Below are 16,773 nucleotides of genomic sequence, written 5' to 3'. Positions count from 1 at the left end.
GACGCGGTCCCTTGTTTTGAAATTCGGATCTTGATGTCTAACGTAGCAGGGTGGCCAGAAGGAGAAAGACCAGTTGTTCTTTTTCTATCGAATTAATGGATTATTTTGCCGCGGTTTCCGAAGGTGGTAGGATCAGCTTTTCCGACGCCCGAAATACGTTGGCGGTGCGATTTTCCGGGCAGTGCCGGAACACCCGTCTCTCACTTATTTTGCAAATGTCATCTTTTCGAAAATCCGCACCGGAGGCACCTCACCGGCAAAACGTTCGACCTCCACTCTGGTAATCTGGCCGGTTGATCCCTGCGCCAGTTTCGAGGTGCCGATGTCACGCGTCAGGATGTTCGGATTGCCGTGAATGCACATCGCTTGCTCTGCATGCCGGTCATGCGGTTCGAACCACGCACCCGTCGCCAGCTGCATCACGCCGTTGCGCACATCCGTGCTCAGGACGGCTGCGGCGAGGCAGCTGCCACGACTGTTGAACAGCCTGATGATATCGCCATCGGCAATGCCCCGGCGCGCTGCATCTTCGGGGTTGATGCGCACGGGTTCCCGGCCCTTAATCTTGGTGGAGCGGCTGAAGGCGCCATAGTCGAGTTGGCTGTGCAGACGCTGATGCGGCTGGTTGCACACCAGATGCAGCGGATAGAGCACTTCGTCTTCCGGTTTCGTCCTGCCGGGATACCATTGCGGATGGCCGCCGCAATCGTCATAGCCAAAACCCTCGATCGTCTCGGAGAAGATTTCGATTTTACCGGATGGTGTCTTCAGAGGGAAGGCTACGGGATCATCACGGAAGGCACGCGCAGGGCCTCCCTCATCCGGCTTGAGCGGCAGACTTATCTCTCCACGTTCCCAGAACGTTTCGAAATCGGGAGCCTCATGCCCACCGGCGGCAAGCGCCCCACGCGTTGTTTCATAGAGGAAGGCAAGCCATTCCCGGCTGCTGCGACCTTCGGTGAAGGCTTCGAATTTTCCGAGCCGGCGCGCGATCTCGGAGAAGATTTCATAGTCGTCCCGTGCCTCGCCAACCGGTTCGATCAGCTTTTTCATCGCGATCATCAGAGGATCGCGGTCGGCGGCGCCAATGTCGTCGCGCTCCAGAGTTGTCGTCGCCGGCAGCACGATATCGGCGTGCCGCGCGGATGATGTCCATGCGGTTTCGTGCACGATGATGGTCTCGGGCCTTCTGAACGCCGCGCGCAGCCTGTTGATATCCTGATGGTGGTGAAATGGGTTGCCGCCCGCCCAGTAAACCAAGCGGATATCGGGATAGTGCATCCTCTGGCCGTTATAGTGACATTCCCCACCCGGATTGAGCAGCATGTCGGCAATGCGCGCGACCGGAATGAAATCCGCGACCGGGTTTTTGAACTGGCTAAGTGTCGGCAGGGGAACGGCCAGCAGGTTCTTGCCGACATTGCCCAAAGCGCCGAGGGAATAGGAATATCCGCCGCCGTCGAGGCCCATCTGACCGAGCATGGCGGCAAGAACGATCCCCAGCCAGACGGGTTGCTCACCATAATCGGCGCGCTGAAGCGAATGGCTGACAGTGATCAATGTTCTCGCGCGCGCCATGGTGCGGGCGAGTTCCCTAATAGTGTCCGTGCCGATGCCGCAAATGCCGGATGCCCATTCGGGGCTTTTCGCCACACTATCGGTCCGGCCGAGCAGGTAGTCTTCGAAACGCTGATAGCCGACGGTATAGCGGTCAAGAAACGCCCGATCGTGCAGGCCCTCGGTGACGAGAACATGCGCAAGTCCAAGCATCAGCGCAACATCGGTACCGGGTATGATCGGCAGCCATTCTGCATTGAGGTCTTTCGGAAAATCGTCCTTTAGCGGGCTGATCAGCACGAAACGTGCGCCGCGTGCACGTGCGCCATTCAGCTTCTGCGGCACGATATGCACGCTGTTGCCGCCGCCATGCACGTCCGTATTCTTGATCGCCATGCCACCGAAGGCGACGATCAATTCGCTGCTGCGCTCGATTGCATCCCAGGTAACGCTCTTGCGGTCGAAATGATCATAGGGTCCGAGCACATGCGGAATAATGACCATCGCCGCGCCGGAACTATAGGTGTTGACGGAGCGCACATATCCGCCAAGCGTATTCAGAAAACGGTGGACCTGACTTTGCGCGTGATGGAAACGTCCGGCGCTCGACCAGCCGTAGGAGCCGCCGAACACGGCCTGTGGGCCGTAATCGCCGTAAACCCTTTGAAGCTCCTTTGCGACGAGGTCCGCCGCCTGCGGCCAATCGACGTCCACATAGTCGTCCGCCCCGCGCATCTGCGCGTTGCCCGGTTTTCCCTCCAGCCAGCCGCACCGGATGGCCGGGCGCCGGATGCGCGCGGCACTATCGGCGATTGCCGGCAGATTGGCGAGCAAGGGCGAGGGGTGTGGATCGTCCGGATGCGGACGGATATCGAGCTTGCCATTCCGGTAGCTGCCGGAAAAGGCACCCCAATGGGAGCTGTGGGTCTTGTAATTATCCATCTGCGAAATCCCGCACGGTCAAAGCGTTTCTCGGCGGCTGGGCAAGTCTTGGCTCGGCAGGATCTTGCCCGGGTTCATGATGCCGGCCGGATCTATGGCGTTTTTGATGATCGCCATGAGATCCACCGCGTCGCCGTGTTCCTGCCGCAGATAAGCGATCTTGCCGGTGCCGACTCCATGCTCACCGGTGGAAGTGCCGCCAACCGAGATGGCGTGCTGCACCATCTTCTTGTTGATTGCCGCCACCTCGTCGAGTTCGGCCTGATTTGCAGGGTCTACGGCAAAGACCACATGATAGTTGCCATCGCCGACATGGCCGAGAATGGCGGCGGGCACGCTGCAATCGCGTAGCAATTCTCGGGTCCTGACGATGCAGCCGCTCAACTCGGATACCGGCACGCAGACATCGGAAGACCAGCCCTTGGCGGTCGGGCGCTGCGAGACCACGGCGTAAAACGCGTTGTGGCGCGCCTTCCACAGGCGGTTGCGGTCCTCCGGCGCATTCGCCCATTCGAAATCCCTGCCGCCATTGTCTTCCACTATGGCAGCGACCATCTCGACCTGCTCCTTCACGCCAGCAGGCGAGCCGTGGAACTCGAAGGCGAGTGTGTCCTCGACCTTGAGAGAAAGACTGGAATAGGCGTTGACGGCCTCGATCAGGCCACGGTCCATTAATTCCATTCTCGCAACGGGAATGCCGAGCTGCACGACCGTAATGGCTGCCGCAACTGCCTGTTCGACGCTTTCAAAGGAGCAAAGCGCAGCCGAGATGGTTTCGGGAATTCCGTAGAGTCGCAACGTCACTTCCGTGATGATGCCGAGTGTCCCCTCGGAGCCGACGAACAGCCGCGTTAGGTCATAACCTGCTGACGATTTACGCGCCCGCCCGCCGGTGCGGATGACCTGGCCGTTGGGCAAGACGACTGTCAGCGACAGCACGTTTTCGCGCATAGTGCCGTAACGCACGGCGTTTGTGCCGGAAGCGCGGGTTGCGGCCATGCCGCCGATGGACGCATTGGCGCCAGGATCGATCGGAAAGAACAGGCCCATGTCGCGCAGATGCGTGTTCAGTTGCTCGCGCGTGACGCCGGCCTCCACCGTGCAATCGAGATCCTCGGCGCTGATGCGGACAATTTTCGACATGCGCGACAGATCGACGGAGACACCACCACGCACCGCCGTCAGATGGCCTTCGAGCGAAGTGCCGGTGCCGAAGGCGATGACGGGAACACCTTCAGCGGCGCAAAGCCGCACGGTTTCCGCCACATCATCCGTGCTCTCGGCGAAAACGACGGCATCCGGGATCGCCGGAGTATGGTGGGATTCGCCACGGCCGTGCTGTTCCCGCAATGCCTGCGCGGTGGAAAAACGCTCGCCGAAACGGTTGCGCAAAGCGTCCGAGAGAGCGGGAGGCAGTGCGCTCATCGCGATACTCCGCGCGAGGAGGGCGAGAAAAGAGACATGAGAAACTCCACGGGAATGGTCTGGAGAGAGCCATGGCCGGGTTGCGGCCACGGCGTGACAGCCACCCGGTTTTCGGCGGGGATCAGGCGGCCAGTTTTTCGCCCTTGAGATGACGTTCGAGGAAGGGCAGGCTGTCCTGTCCCCAATATAGTTCGTCCTCGTAGCGGAATGTCGGAAGCCCGAACACACCGGCTGCCTTTGCAGCCTCATAATTGGCTTTCCGGATGGCTTCCACGGCATCGCTTCCGCCGCGTTCGTCCAGCGCCGCACCGTCGAAACCGGCTTTGTCCGCGATAGCGCGGCGAACTTCGGCATTGCCGATGTCTTTGCCGCCTTCCCAGAAAGCTTCCTGAAGCGCCTTGGTCAGCCTCAACCAGTCCTCGCCCGCATCGATCGCGGCAATGACCATGAAGCCGGCCGGCGTGGGATCGGAAAGGGCGGCGCGATTGTCGAAGTTAAGGGACTTGCCGCGCAACGCCGCCCATCGCATCAAATCCTTGGTCCAATAGGCGCGGCGCGCTTCCGGACGGTTGCGTGAGTAGATGGCGCCATTATCCTCGATCAGCGGGATGACATAGGGCCGGATCGTGGCGTTCTGCTCGCTAGCGAGCGCGGCGAAAGGCTCCAGGCCGAGAAAGGCCCAGGGGGAGCCGATGCCGAAGAAATAGTCGATGGTCTTGGTCATATCTTGTCTCCTGAGGATATCTTGCCGGTGGCGAGATCGAACACCGAGAGCGCACAGTCCCGGGCGATGAGTACGGCGTGCGGATCGCGCCCGACCGCGACCGTGGCAAGTGCGCCTTCGTAAAGAAGCGAAAGGTGGGAGGCGGCCTGATCCAGCCGCACCCCGGCCTTCGACATGACGGCCTCGAAAATATCCCGCACCATTCTTTTGTGGGTTCGCGCCATGGTGACGATCCGTTCGGAATCGCCGTGTTCGGCAACCGCGAGTGCAAAGGCGCAGCCCCTGAATTCAGGGCTGTCGGCTTTCTCGTAAAGCCGTTCGAAAATCACCCGCAGTTGCTCCCTTGGATCAATCGTCGCCGTCAGAACATCCTTCAGCGAGCGAATGACACGGTCGTGGCGATCCTGAAGATAGGCCGCGACAAGATGATCCTTGGACGGAAAATGCCGATAGAGAGTAGCTTTTGCGACCTTCGCTTCTTCGATGATGCGATCGATACCGACTGCTCTGATACCTTCGGTATAAAACAGCGCTCCGGCGGCGGTGAGAATCTGGTCTGGAATGGCTTCTCTCATTTTATCGCTTCAGCTTGGTGGTTTTCATGGGAAGAACGGGACGCACGCATCATTGCGCGGCGGCGAGACCGGTTTTGTCGCGCTCGTGGAGCTGCCCGACAAAAGACAGGATCGCGTCAAGCGGCACCGCCTTCGAGAAGCCGCCCTGATGCGCCAGCCTGCCGGCAAGAGACTGGATAGCCTCGTTATACGGTGTCGCGACGTTATGCAGACGGCCGAGCAGCACGATTTCACCGTTGAGAAAATCGACCTCGCTGGAAGCGCCCCGGGCAAAGCTCTGCCAGGTCGATTGCTGGCCGGGCTGAATGCCGCTGTTTTGAGCGATGCTCCAGCCTGAAATATCGACAGCCCGTTCAGAGGGAGAGGCAAGATTGTAGCCTGCTACCTCAAGCGTCTGGCGGGCTTCATTGACCAGCGCTTCGGCGATCGATGCTCGCAGATCGTCTTCTCCGTCGAACAGATCCAGCGCATTGCGGACGTTATGAAGCAGTTTTGCCGATTTCCAGCGGCGGATATCGCTGCTGGTTTCCGCAAGATAATTGGCGCGTGTGAGGTCTGCGGCAATCTCCTTCGCCGTTTCGTCGGAACCGGCCGGGAAGCGCCCGATCGTGACCACGCCGACCTGCGGATTGCCGCCCACCGCAACCGCGCCCGTTTGTGTAAACCGGGCAGGGGTCAGAATACTGGCGCCGTAGACATTGGCGAAGGTCCTGAGCGCCAGCGCTTCTGTCGCCAGACCGTTCTGAAAGGTAACCACCGGCAATTGAGTGGCTGTTAGACCTTCCTCACCCGATACCTGTCGCCATGACCAGTCCGCCAGAGTGGCTGCCGCATCCTGCGTTTTGACGGTCAGCAGCAGGATATCGTCGGGTGCCAGTTCAGGAGGAGCGGATATGTCGAAGGCGTTCAGCCTGATTTGCTGCGTGCCTGAGGGGCGTTGGTAGCTCAGCCCCTGTTCAATGATGGAGGCAATCTGTGCGCCGCGTCCGACCAGAGCATATTTGATGCCGGAAAGCTCGAACTGTGCGGCAAGGCTTGCGCCAACCGCGCCTGCGCCAATGATAACGTATCGTGTCACCTTTTCCTCCAATTCAACCGGGCCGATAATGCGCCAGTATCAATTGCAGCGGTGCAGTTTGCTGGATCGATACGGGGTTTCGCTCAACATCGGTTCTCCCTGATGGCGACCAATGATGACAGCTAAACTAGGCACGAGGAGCGTCTCAAGAAAGACAGGTCGTTCTTTTTCTATCTATTTTATAGAAAATAATTCGGCGTAGGGAAAATTTGCGATCACCTTATTCCCGACAGCAGTCCTGGCGCGGTGAAACCGTGGAATAAGCCCCAACGAAGCACACCGTCAGCGCGCGCGGAAGAGCATCAACTCGCCGGGATTTTTCAGGTGGCTGCCTTGAAGAGAACCGTGACGACGGTTCCGCCATCCTGTCGCGGATCTATCTGCAAATCGCTGTCATGCGCCCTTGCGATCGCTCGAGCAATCGACAGGCCGAGGCCGGTGCCACCGGTCTTGCGTGCACGCGACGGCTCTGTGCGCCAGAAGAGTTCGATGCCGTGTGCCTCGATGCCGGGCGGGAAACCCGGCCCCTTGTCTTCGATTGTTATGAAGGGACGTCCTTCCCGGACTCCGGTCGAGCAGATGAGGCTTTCACCGCTCGCGGCATAGCGGCGTACATTTTCCATCAAAATGAGCAGCAGCTGTTGCAGGCGTTGAGCGTCGCCGTGAACGGGAGCCGTGTCCAGAGACATCTCGAGACGAATTCCGGCCTCTTCCAGAAGAGGCCGCGCGGATTCCGCCACTGCCGCGCATTCGACAGCAAGATCAAGTGGCTTCATCTCTGTAACGAGACTGTTGGTTTCCGCCAGCGAAAGCGTCCGCAGGTCATCGACGAGACGCGCAAGTCCTTCCACATGACCGATGAGGTGGCGAATGGCCTGCTTGTCGAGTGGAAAGACGTCATCGGCGATACCGTGCAACCGGCCTTGCAAGATCGTAAGCGGTGTGCGCAGTTCGTGGGCGACCGCCATGGTGTTGAACTTCAACCGGCGCTCCATCGTCTGAAGCTCCTGTGTCAAACTCTCGAAACTATCGACCAGAAAAGTGATCTCGACGATGCGGCTCGCCTTGATCTTCTCGCCTCCACTGAAGTCGCCGGTTGCCATGCGCCGCGCCGCGTCGGCAAGCTCGCTGAGAGGCGCTGCAATGCGCCGGGAAATGAAATAGCCAAGCAAGCTGCACAGGATGACACCGAGTAATCCGAAGAAGAACAATGATGCGAGAAGCTCGTTATCTGCGGCACTCTCCACGCCCGGCAAAACCTCAATAAGGGCCTGAAGCTGGTTTCGATCCGGCATCACGCCCCGGTCGATATCCGAGAAGGCCTTCGCGGCATCAGGCGACAGTTCGGCAAGGACGCGTTCCTCAATGGTGTCCGAATACCAGGAAACGCCGTAATAGACCAACGCAACGGCAAAGATGAGCATTGTGGTGATTGTTATCGCCGTCATCGTGCTGAGGCGGAGCCGCCGGAACCTCATGATGTCTGCTCCCTGGCAAGCCGGTAGCCAATGCCGCGTACCGACACCAGATAGCCGCCAGCACCGTGATCCGTCAGTTTTTTACGCAGATTGGCGATGTGCGTATCGACCGTGCGTGCCAGCGCATCGCTTTCCGGCAGGCAGGCATCCAGAAGATCGGCCCGCTGAAAGGCATAGGTTGGGCGACGTGTCATATGGGCGAGAATCCTGAATTCGCTGAGCGTCAGCGGCAAAACGGTTCGCCCCGCGTCAGTGCAAACAGCCGCGGTGTAAGCTTCGGTATCTATTTCGATGGTGCCGAAACGCAGAATTCCTCCGCTGGATGGCTGACGCGTGCGTTTCAGCACGGCATGCACCCGCGCGACCATTTCCTGCGGGTTGAAAGGTTTGACAATGTAGTCGTCGGCACCCAGGCGCAGACCGGTCAGCTTGTCCATATCTTCGGCAAGGGCGGTGACCATGATGATCGGCGTATCGCGCTCCCGCCGGATGCGTGTCAGCACATCGATGCCATCGAGCTTCGGTAGCCCGATATCGAGAAGAATGAGATCCGGCCGCAGCATGGAGAAATGCTTCATGGCCGTCTCTCCATCCCCGGCTCTAACCGTTCTGTATCCGTCACGAATGAGATAGGCGTCCAGAATCTGCATGATGTCGGGGTCGTCTTCGACGATGAGAATGAGCCCTTTGTCCATGCTAACCCTACGAACTTACTGATATTACCGCTTTATTGCCGGGACGCTAAGCCGACGCAAAGCGCCGGGCAAGAGCCGCTGCCCGAGATTGATGCTGCAGGCACGCTTTTCCTCTCAGTCTTAGGACTTCCTCCGCAGAACCTTGACATTTCTGCGGAAGAAAACCGGCCATGCACCAGTATCTCTCCCATAAGACCGAGCAGAAATGGCCAGGCCGGCCCGAAAAACCGAAGTTCCGCTTTCCCGTCATCCCCACGGCGCGCCAGACTTTCGCATGGGTTTCCGGCAGCCCACCTCTGCTCGCGCTTTCGACCACGCTTGCAATGATGGTCTTCTTCACCGTCAGGCCGGATATCGATCTTGATGCCAGTCGCTGGTTCTGGACAGATGGTTTTCGTCTTGGCGAGGATCAATTCCTGATTTCCGTCCGCGATCTGAACCGCGCACTTCCCGCCATTTTATTGTCCGGGCTTGTCTGCCTGCTCCTTGTCACGCCATTTGTCTCCGGCGTGCGGCGTGCCATCCGCCCTCACAAACTGCTACTTGTTCTCACCTTTTATGCGCTGGGGCCGGGTGCGACCGTTCACGTCCTGAAAAACCTGTTCGGACGTGCCAGACCGCGGCATATCAGTGAATTCGGGGCGGATTTGTTTTTTACGCCCGTTCTTTCTCTTGATGGCAGCTGTTCGCGCAACTGCTCCTTTCCATCCGGCGAAAGCGCGTCCGCAATCGCCCTGCTGGCGTTCATCATCTTCCTGCCGGAAAAATTCCGCCTGAGCGCCACGGCGATCTTGATGCCGTTCATCGTGCTTTGCTCCCTAAACAGGGCCGCTATGGGCGCACATTTTCTCTCTGATGTCCTGATTGCATGGCCACTGATGCTCGCCGTGTTCCTCTCACTGCATCGGCTGTTCACGAAGCATGGGGACACAATCGACACTGCGTTTCTGCGCAAATTCATGGGAATACGGCATAGCGCCGAACAAAGGTCATGCCCCGAGCAATAAATTTGTGTTCGGGGTTCGTCCGCCGCCTGCTCAAATCGCACATGCCCGTGTCTGTGGTCTGGTACGGGCATGTGCAGACGGTGACTGCCTTATTTCACCTGCGCGACGACCAGCTTGCCGTCCGCACGTTCGGCGATGAACTCGATGTTCGCGCCTTCCTTGAGCTTGGCGAGCAGGGCATCGTCCTTGACGCGGAACACCATCGTCATGGCGGGCATGTCGAGGTTCTTCAGTTCCTCATGAATGATGGTGACTTTCTTGGCGGTAGCGTCGACCTTTTTCACCGTACCCTTGGTGAATTCCTGTGCGAATGCGCCAAAGGGGGCTGTAAGCAACAAAGCGGCTGCGAGGGTAATTTTAACGATCGTCTTCATGGTCAGATTCCTTTTTTCGATTGGTTACTTGGCCGAAACTTTGAGATCGCCGCGCATGCCGGCCTCGTAATGTCCGGGCTTCAGGCAGGCGAATTCGAACATGCCGTCATTGGTGAATTTCCAGATGATTTCGCCGCTTTCGCCCGGCGCAAGGCTGATTGCGTTCGGATTGTCGTGTTCCATCTCCGGGGCCTTTGCCATGGCGGCCTTGTGCTCCAGATTTGCGCTCTGTTCGTCGAGAATGAACTCATGGTCCAGCTCGCCGACATTCTTCACGGCAAAGCGAACGGTCTTGCCCTTCTTGAATTCGAACTTGGCGGGCGTGAACAGCATCTTGCCATCAGGCGTTTCTTTCATGGTGACCTGTATGGTCTGGGTCACCTTGGATTTGTCGCCGGGTTCGCCGATTGCCATCGCTTCATGGCCGCCGCCGTGGGTGCCCGATGCGAAGGCGGGTGTGGCAAGAGCGGTGAGAAGCAGTGCAAGTTTCAGTCTGGTCATCGAATTTTTCCTTGGTTCTGGTGAGGATATGGTCTGCACGATCAGCCGTGTTTCATCGGTTTCGGCGTGATCTGTGTTTTCGGATCATTGGTCTTTTCGGTATCCGGCACGTCGCCGGTCCATTCCCAGGCCTGGGTACCGGGCGGGTTTTGGTACCAGCCGGGATCTGAGTAATCGCCCGCGGAGATGCCTTCGCGGACCTTCACCACGGAGAACATGCCACCCATTTCGATGGGGCCGTGCGGACCCCAGCCGGTCATCATGGGAACGGTGTTCTCAGGGATTTCCATTTCCATCGCGCCCATATCCGCCATGCCGGCTGTACCCATCGGCATGTATTCCGGCCGCACCTTGCGGATCTTTTCGGTGACGGTCTTCTTGTCGACGCCGATGAAGGTCGGGACGTCGTGTCCCATCGCATTCATCGTGTGGTGCGACTTGTGGCAATGGATCGCCCAGTCGCCGACATATTTGGCGTCGAATTCATAGGCCCGCATGGCGCCGACGGGTATGTCGATGCTCACTTCTGGCCACCGCGCTTCCGGCCGCACCCAGCCGCCATCCGTGCAGGTCACCTCGAAATCGTAACCGTGCATGTGGATCGGGTGGTTGGTCATGGTCAGGTTGCCGACCCTGACACGCACCCGGTCGTCCTTGGAAACCACCAGCGGATCGATGCCCGGAAACACCCGGCTGTTCCATGACCACAGATTGAAGTCCGTCATGGTCATGATTTTCGGAACGTAGGAGCCGGGATTGATGTCGAAGGCGTTGATCAGGAACACGAAGTCGCGATCAACAGGCATGAAGGTCGGGTCCTTCGGATGGACCACGAAAAAGCCCATCATGCCCATCGCCATCTGCACCATCTCGTCCGAATGCGGGTGGTACATGAAGGTGCCCGACTTCACGAGATCGAACTCGTAGACGAATGTCTTGCCGACGGGGATATGCGGTTGCGACAGGCCGCCGACACCGTCCATGCCTGATGGCAGGATCATGCCGTGCCAGTGGACCGTCGTATGTTCCGGCAGCTTGTTGGTCACGAAAATGCGTACCCGGTCGCCTTCGACGGCCTCGATGGTCGGGCCGGGCGACTGGCCGTTATAGCCCCAGAGGCGGGCGGTCATACCCTCCGCCATCTCGCGCTCCACCGGCTCGGCGACAAGGTGGAATTCCTTGACGCCATTGTTCATCCGGAAGGGCAGGGTCCAGCCGTTGAGGGTGACGACCGGATTGTAGTCGGGACCGGTAGTGGGCTTGACGGGGGCTTGCGTCGCTGCCGTTTCCATCACGGCCGCCTCCGGCAGGCTGCTATTCGATGTCTTAGCCCAGGCTGCGGTGGAGACCATCGCGGCGCCGACGCCCAGAAAGTTTCTTCTATTGAACATGGTCGTTTCCTTTCTCAATGTCCGCCACCGCCGCCACCAGCGGCGGCAACCTCGGTCTCTGCGCCTGCCGTACCCGCGCCACCGCCGTAAATGGCGGGAGCGAGGCCGGCTTCCGCGAGCCAGAAGTCACGTTTGGCATCGATGGCGAGCAGGTTCGAATTGACCTTTTCGCGGCTATCGGCGAGCAGTTCGAAGGTGTTGGTGAGCATGCCGTTATAGGTCAGCAGCGACTCCTCCTCGATCTTGGTCCGCAGCGGCACCACGCTGTTGCGATAGTGCCGGGCGATGTCGTAGTTCGAGCGATAGGCCTGATAGGCGGAGCGGGCTTCGGAGCGGATATTGACCGCCTTTTCGGCCAGCAGGTTTGCTGCGCGCATATAGGCGAGTTCGGATTCCCGCATTCTTGCCCGACCGGAATCGAAGATCGGAATGACGAATTCCAGCTCGGCATTGCCGGTCGTCTGTTTGTGTTTTTCGCCGTCTTCAAGTTCGCGTTCGGTCTCGAAGCCGGAACGAAGCTCGAGATCGGTGACGTATCGGGTGGCTTCTGTGAGTTTGAACGACCGGGCGGTCGATTCCAGATCGAGCTTCGCCATCTGCAAATCCACCCGGCGTTGCAGTGCCTCGGCCTCGATCATCTCACGTTTGGCCAGATCCTTTGGAAGCTGGGGCAGGCGGTTGGGGATGGAGTAGTCTATGTCCGCGCCCCACAGGCCCATCAGCCGTGTCAGTTCCTCCTTCGCAAGCCGGGCTTCAAGCCGCGCCTTGGCGATCTGGCCGGTCAGTTCGGCATAGAAGACCTGCTCGCGAGCCTGGCCTTCCTTGTTCAGCGAGCCTGCTTCGCCAAGCTTCCTCGCAAGTTCCGAGGCGGCATCCGCGGCTGTCTGGGCCTGCGCCAGTTGGCCGACATTTTCCCAGGCAGCAACCGCCGTGATCCAGGCGCGGCGGGTATCCGCCGCTAGCTGCAACGTCTTCAGCGCGGCTGCGAGCTGCGCCTTGCGGAAGCCGGTATCGGCAATCTCGACATTCTGTTTGAGCGTGGCCAGTGCCAGAATATTGGTGACGATCACACCCTCGATCGCCTTGTAGGCGCGGAGCCCCGGAGTGCCGATCCCCGTCAGTCCGATGCCGACCCTCGGATTGACCAGCATGGTCGATTGCCAGGCGGTTGCGGCCGATTCACCCAGATCGGCATAGGTCGCCTGAAGGCCCTTGTTGTTGAGGAGCGCGACCTGAACCGCCGTCTCGACATCGATTGTTTTCGCTGACATCAGCGATTTGACGCGGGTTGCGGTTGCCTGCGCCTCGGCCCGGTTCTGTATCCAGACAGTCTGCTTTCCCGTCGCCTCGATAGCCCTGGCCGAAACGGTGGTGAAGCCTGCGTTCTTCGAGGTGTAGTCGGCGGCCGTGACACAGCCGCCAAGAACCAGCGGGACGGAAAGGACGGCCGTGAGTTTGATCACGCGTAGCGTCATGATGCGTCTCCTTTGGGAGCCTGCGCATCGTTCTGGTTACGCCAGGGCTTGGGGTCCACCGGAGCACGGTGCGAATAACCTGCGACCGGTGTCTGATAACGCAGAGGGGTTACGCCGAGCGACGGGTTTGCCGCGTCTTCATACGAGGCGGCCTCGTTCATCGAGGATGTGGCTGTGCAGCCGCCCAGCAAAAGGGGCGCTGCAACCACGATGTAGATAGGGTTCATGGTAATTTCCGAACAGGAGATGCAACGGCGCGACGGCGCTAAAGCCGTTCACGCACGATCATTGCCCGAGAGGCGGGCTTTGCCTGTTCAGATATTCGGTGGACGGTGAAGCAGCGGGATCTGGCCCACGGTCTTACTGTCGTCAAGGAAAGAACGGATGGAATTGACGACGGGTCCGCCAAGGGCGTCATGCGCAATCAGCACCGCCATGCCGAGACAGAAATCATTGCAGCATTCCTGCTTCACGGGCTTTTTGACGCCGCTGTCGTGGTCTGCCGTATCCATATTATGGTGGTCGCCGGACATCATGGCCGAACCGCCATGGTCCATCATCGCGCCGTGATCCATCATCATGGCGGATTGGGTGGTCTGCATTTCCGTGGTATCGGGACCATGCATTGCGGCATTGACGGTGGAAACGCTGTAGCCCGCCAGTGACAATATCATCACCAGTCGAAACAGCAGTGCCGTCAATTTCGATGTTCGCAACATCCCACGCATACGCTCTAGAAGAGCCGCAGTCCTGAAGTTTGTCAATGGATATCACTCATAACCATCAACAAATAGCACGTCTGCCGGTTCTTAAACCTCACACTGTCCCCATGAAGGCATCGTCGAGAATGAGGAGTTTACGCGCCTGCATGCGCGCATATTCCTCGTAAAAGCCCTGGGAGATCCAGAGAGCAGAACGTCCTTTCCGTCCGCTCCAGCCGATGCCGCCGATCAGTTCGGCCGCGCCAAGCTTGCGACTGACATGGATTCGGGAAAGGGAGAGCGATGTCGCCAGTTGCGATGCTGTTTTCACATCCGTCAGGTGTCTGCCCTGTTCTGTCGGCTTTTCCCAGTCGATCCCGGCGATCAGGCGGTCCATCAGCAGCCCGCCCGCGTCGAACCAGTTGAAGATGATGGACAGCGGGCCGGGGCAGCGCACTTCCGGATTGGCCAGCAGCGCCTGCGCCACGCGGGGATGGATGTGTGCGAGCATGGTTTCGGATCGCTCGATGAACCGAGAGGCCCTGAACCCTTCGTCGATGAGGTCCAGCGCCTGAAAATGCACGTCGTACCATTGGGCAAGCATCGCCAAGGTGGACGGTGAAGGCACCACGCCATCGGCCCGCTTTTCGCCGGATTGGTACGCCGGTCTTGTCAGGCCGCGTTTCAGCGCCTCTTTGAAGAAGGCATAGGCGACATCATGGCTGGCAAGGCCGTGTTGGAGCGCGAGTTGGCCGAAATCTTCCCGCGTCAGGGCGGGTTCGTCCGTTTCGGTCTTGCGCTTTTGAAAATAGAGCGCCAACAGCGCGTGGCAAAGAAGCCGGCTCTGGCGCGTGGCGAAAAGCGCGGTCATGTCGGGCGAACCTTCGTAGAGGGCGATGAAACTTCCTGCCAGCAGCCGTAGTGCTGCCGCGAAAGCACCCGTTTGAAGCAACCGGTCGATTTCGCTGGGTGGTAGCCTGCGGCCAACGGTGGAGGCGTCCGGCAACCCGGAGATCGCGAAATCGAAAAAATTGGTCATGGGCAGCGCTCCTCGAATTGCCGGCACCACCCTCCTTGCGGAGTGTGATGGGGATTGGATGATCCACGGCCTTACAGGGGTCGGGATGAGGCGTCTTCTCATTGCGCGCAGAGGTGACACTTTTAGGCCGTCGGCATGCCCGTGGCGCGGGCTTCGCCGGGCGTCATGCCATAGGTGCCGCTGAACACCCGGTAGAAGGTTGGAAGACTGTCGAAGCCGCAGCCATAGGCGACCTGCGTGATTGGCAGTGCGGGAGATTCCAGCAGCAGGCGTCGCGCTTCCTCGATCCGCATGGAGGCGAGCGTGCGGGAAAAAGACAGCTCCGCGCCTTCGAAAACGACGTGCAGTTGCCGAAGCGAAATGCCCAGTTCCTTTGCCACTGCGGCAGGCGTGAGGTTCTGCCGGGATTTTTTGCGCATCATGATGTCCTGGGCCGCATAACAAAGCCCGGTGCGGAGTGCGGCGCGCACTTCCGGCATCGCAGGCGAAAGCCGTCCGCGCGCCGTCATGGCTAGTCGGGCGATATGCGTTACATCGCGCACGGGATCGATGAGCCTGCTGTGTTCGGCGTTCAGCGCGTTGAAGAGCGCCCGGAACGGCCGCGAGAAGGCGGTCTTGTCGGCGTAACGTGTGGCGAACAGGTCATCGGCCGTTCGGCCAAGCATGACTTCGTAGTCGACAGGGATCTTGAGCATCTTGTAGTGAAAATCCGCCTCACCGCCGGGTATCGCGTCATAGGGCAAGTCCGAATAGTTGATGGTGAAATCACCACCGCTGACGGAATGGATCCTGTCTCGGCCGGCATGCAGCAACCCCGAACCCTTGACCTGCAAGCCAATGCAGAGGCTGTCGCCGGCAATGCGGGCAATATCGGCTTCCGTGCGGTTGACCCGGTAAGAGGAAGCACGCATCTCGCTTACGACGGCGCCTGCGACAGCGCGCGCCTGAAACGACCCGCTGAAGGCCCGGCGGCGATCCGGCGCAAGCTCGATCGTTACGCCAAACAGGCTCTTGCCGCGCACTTCGCGCCATTGGTCGAAGCGGTGCTCGGGCTGAAAATCTTCGGTTGCGAAACGGATGATGGTGTTCGTGGCTTGCTCCCCCCAGATGAGCCATGTCCCGGCGGCTTAATGTTCGGTTGCGCGAAACCCAAGATGGACGAGCGGATAGGGCCGTCCCTGCCCGTCTAGGTCGGAGCGTCCCGTCGGCTTGAAACCGAGCCGGCGATAAAAGCCCATGGCCTGCGTATTCTGTTCGTTGACATCGGTGGTCAGCGCGGGGTGTGCGGCAAGCGCTGCCTGCACGAGCGCCTTGCCGATGCCTCTGCCGTGACGATCCGGATCAACGAAAAGCGCTTCCATGTGCCCTTCATGCAGAAACATGAACCCGAGAGGCTTATCCGACGCATCGACGGCGAGCGTCAAAGCGGCCTCGGGGAGAAAAGCCGTCACTTCTTCCTAGATTGCGGCGCGATCCGCTCTGTGAAGAAAATTATGGGTAGCGTCTACGGCCTTACGCCATATTTCAAGGATGCGGACCGTGTCGCGAGCGTTGGCGGGACGAAGTGTGATCATGCCTCACCCTTAGCAATTGCGGGGTTTTTGCGCCATGGGTCTTTTCCGCAAGGCGTTTTCCCCATTCGCTAAATTCCCGCAGCGAAACTCCACAATTTGATCCCGCATATTTCTTCGATCTCCGCTGCCGGACGTTTTTCTTCGAAAAAAGTTCTTGCAAAAGGGCGCGATAAAAAAATAGATAAAAATAGGTTCTATCTATTTATTTGAAGAGGAGATCGCTGGATGGATCAGATT

At 59.2% G+C, this 16,773-nt stretch carries 16 protein-coding genes and 1 pseudogene; 1 reads left to right on the top strand and 16 read right to left on the bottom strand.

Going from position 1 to position 16,773, the window contains the following annotated elements:
- Positions 1 to 204: 204 nt before the first annotated feature.
- From CRO62_RS07705 to CRO62_RS07675, 7 genes are all read right to left on the bottom strand, one after another.
- Positions 205 to 2,499 (bottom strand): molybdopterin guanine dinucleotide-containing S/N-oxide reductase, encoded by a 2,295-nt coding sequence (locus CRO62_RS07705; RefSeq protein ID WP_097099783.1) that lies wholly within the window; start codon positions 2,497 to 2,499, stop codon positions 205 to 207.
- Between the two features lie 18 nt (positions 2,500 to 2,517).
- Positions 2,518 to 3,924 carry an FAD-binding oxidoreductase gene (locus CRO62_RS07700; RefSeq protein ID WP_097099782.1) on the bottom strand — a complete coding sequence of 469 codons (1,407 nt, stop codon included), beginning with the start codon at positions 3,922 to 3,924 and terminating at the stop codon, positions 2,518 to 2,520.
- A gap of 121 nt (positions 3,925 to 4,045) precedes the next feature.
- A complete protein-coding gene (locus tag CRO62_RS07695; protein WP_097099781.1) occupies positions 4,046 to 4,648 on the bottom strand; it encodes a 2-hydroxychromene-2-carboxylate isomerase in 603 nt (200 codons plus the stop codon).
- The gene (locus tag CRO62_RS07690; protein ID WP_097099780.1) at positions 4,645 to 5,223 is read right to left on the bottom strand and encodes a TetR/AcrR family transcriptional regulator; all 579 of its coding nucleotides are present in this window, start codon (positions 5,221 to 5,223) and stop codon (positions 4,645 to 4,647) included. The genes CRO62_RS07695 and CRO62_RS07690 overlap by 4 nt, the downstream gene beginning before the upstream one ends.
- A 49-nt stretch (positions 5,224 to 5,272) precedes the next feature.
- Positions 5,273 to 6,301: a ketopantoate reductase family protein gene (locus CRO62_RS07685; RefSeq protein ID WP_097100421.1), complete on the bottom strand. Its 1,029-nt coding sequence runs from the start codon at positions 6,299 to 6,301 to the stop codon at positions 5,273 to 5,275.
- A 320-nt stretch (positions 6,302 to 6,621) separates the two neighbouring features.
- Positions 6,622 to 7,779: an ATP-binding protein gene (locus CRO62_RS07680; RefSeq protein WP_097099779.1), complete on the bottom strand. Its 1,158-nt coding sequence runs from the start codon at positions 7,777 to 7,779 to the stop codon at positions 6,622 to 6,624.
- Entirely contained in the window at positions 7,776 to 8,474 is a 699-nt protein-coding gene (locus tag CRO62_RS07675) for a response regulator (RefSeq protein ID WP_097099778.1), read from the bottom strand. The genes CRO62_RS07680 and CRO62_RS07675 overlap by 4 nt, the downstream gene beginning before the upstream one ends.
- Before the next feature lie 170 nt (positions 8,475 to 8,644).
- Here CRO62_RS07675 and CRO62_RS07670 point away from each other — a divergent pair, with 170 nt between their 5' ends.
- Entirely contained in the window at positions 8,645 to 9,481 is an 837-nt protein-coding gene (locus CRO62_RS07670) for a phosphatase PAP2 family protein (protein ID WP_097099777.1), read from the top strand.
- Positions 9,482 to 9,570: 89 nt separating this feature from the next.
- Here CRO62_RS07670 and CRO62_RS07665 read toward each other — a convergent pair whose 3' ends face one another.
- The 9 genes and pseudogenes from CRO62_RS07665 to CRO62_RS07625 form a co-directional block, all read right to left on the bottom strand.
- Complete coding sequence (locus tag CRO62_RS07665) at positions 9,571 to 9,855, bottom strand: copper-binding protein (RefSeq protein ID WP_004431579.1); 285 nt, start codon at positions 9,853 to 9,855, stop codon at positions 9,571 to 9,573.
- A gap of 24 nt (positions 9,856 to 9,879) precedes the next feature.
- Positions 9,880 to 10,356: a plastocyanin/azurin family copper-binding protein gene (locus CRO62_RS07660; protein WP_004431582.1), complete on the bottom strand. Its 477-nt coding sequence runs from the start codon at positions 10,354 to 10,356 to the stop codon at positions 9,880 to 9,882.
- Positions 10,357 to 10,397: 41 nt separating this feature from the next.
- Positions 10,398 to 11,747: a multicopper oxidase family protein gene (locus CRO62_RS07655; protein WP_004431584.1), complete on the bottom strand. Its 1,350-nt coding sequence runs from the start codon at positions 11,745 to 11,747 to the stop codon at positions 10,398 to 10,400.
- 14 nt (positions 11,748 to 11,761) lie between these two features.
- The gene (locus CRO62_RS07650) at positions 11,762 to 13,222 is read right to left on the bottom strand and encodes a TolC family protein (RefSeq protein WP_097099776.1); all 1,461 of its coding nucleotides are present in this window, start codon (positions 13,220 to 13,222) and stop codon (positions 11,762 to 11,764) included.
- On the bottom strand, positions 13,219 to 13,449 hold the full coding sequence (locus CRO62_RS07645) for a hypothetical protein (RefSeq protein ID WP_065663201.1): 231 nt from the start codon (positions 13,447 to 13,449) through the stop codon (positions 13,219 to 13,221). Before CRO62_RS07645 ends, CRO62_RS07650 begins: the two co-directional genes overlap by 4 nt.
- A gap of 87 nt (positions 13,450 to 13,536) precedes the next feature.
- A complete protein-coding gene (locus tag CRO62_RS07640; protein WP_097099775.1) occupies positions 13,537 to 13,950 on the bottom strand; it encodes a hypothetical protein in 414 nt (137 codons plus the stop codon).
- An 88-nt stretch (positions 13,951 to 14,038) separates the two neighbouring features.
- Positions 14,039 to 14,962: a hypothetical protein gene (locus tag CRO62_RS07635; protein ID WP_097099774.1), complete on the bottom strand. Its 924-nt coding sequence runs from the start codon at positions 14,960 to 14,962 to the stop codon at positions 14,039 to 14,041.
- Between the two features lie 122 nt (positions 14,963 to 15,084).
- A complete protein-coding gene (locus CRO62_RS07630) occupies positions 15,085 to 15,984 on the bottom strand; it encodes a helix-turn-helix transcriptional regulator (protein WP_097099773.1) in 900 nt (299 codons plus the stop codon).
- A gap of 105 nt (positions 15,985 to 16,089) precedes the next feature.
- Positions 16,090 to 16,536 (bottom strand): annotated as a pseudogene (locus CRO62_RS07625) (acetyltransferase).
- Between the last annotated feature and the right edge of the window lie 237 nt (positions 16,537 to 16,773).

This window comes from Rhizobium sp. AN6A, assembly GCF_900215635.1.
Classification (GTDB): Bacteria; Pseudomonadota; Alphaproteobacteria; order Rhizobiales; family Rhizobiaceae; genus Agrobacterium; species Agrobacterium tumefaciens.
The sequence above is the reverse complement of the archived record's forward strand: the minus strand, read 5'-3'. Positions and strand labels throughout refer to the sequence as shown.

Coding starts and splice junctions, on each gene's coding strand:
- CRO62_RS07705 (WP_097099783.1), bottom strand. CDS start 2,499: ATGGATAATTACAAGACCCACAGCTCCCATTGGGGTGCCTTTTCCGGC.
- CRO62_RS07700 (WP_097099782.1), bottom strand. CDS start 3,924: ATGAGCGCACTGCCTCCCGCTCTCTCGGACGCTTTGCGCAACCGTTTC.
- CRO62_RS07695 (WP_097099781.1), bottom strand. CDS start 4,648: ATGACCAAGACCATCGACTATTTCTTCGGCATCGGCTCCCCCTGGGCC.
- CRO62_RS07690 (WP_097099780.1), bottom strand. CDS start 5,223: ATGAGAGAAGCCATTCCAGACCAGATTCTCACCGCCGCCGGAGCGCTG.
- CRO62_RS07680 (WP_097099779.1), bottom strand. CDS start 7,779: ATGAGGTTCCGGCGGCTCCGCCTCAGCACGATGACGGCGATAACAATC.
- CRO62_RS07675 (WP_097099778.1), bottom strand. CDS start 8,474: ATGGACAAAGGGCTCATTCTCATCGTCGAAGACGACCCCGACATCATG.
- CRO62_RS07670 (WP_097099777.1), top strand. CDS start 8,645: ATGCACCAGTATCTCTCCCATAAGACCGAGCAGAAATGGCCAGGCCGG.
- CRO62_RS07665 (WP_004431579.1), bottom strand. CDS start 9,855: ATGAAGACGATCGTTAAAATTACCCTCGCAGCCGCTTTGTTGCTTACA.
- CRO62_RS07660 (WP_004431582.1), bottom strand. CDS start 10,356: ATGACCAGACTGAAACTTGCACTGCTTCTCACCGCTCTTGCCACACCC.
- CRO62_RS07655 (WP_004431584.1), bottom strand. CDS start 11,747: ATGTTCAATAGAAGAAACTTTCTGGGCGTCGGCGCCGCGATGGTCTCC.
- CRO62_RS07650 (WP_097099776.1), bottom strand. CDS start 13,222: ATGACGCTACGCGTGATCAAACTCACGGCCGTCCTTTCCGTCCCGCTG.
- CRO62_RS07645 (WP_065663201.1), bottom strand. CDS start 13,449: ATGAACCCTATCTACATCGTGGTTGCAGCGCCCCTTTTGCTGGGCGGC.
- CRO62_RS07640 (WP_097099775.1), bottom strand. CDS start 13,950: ATGCGTGGGATGTTGCGAACATCGAAATTGACGGCACTGCTGTTTCGA.
- CRO62_RS07635 (WP_097099774.1), bottom strand. CDS start 14,962: ATGACCAATTTTTTCGATTTCGCGATCTCCGGGTTGCCGGACGCCTCC.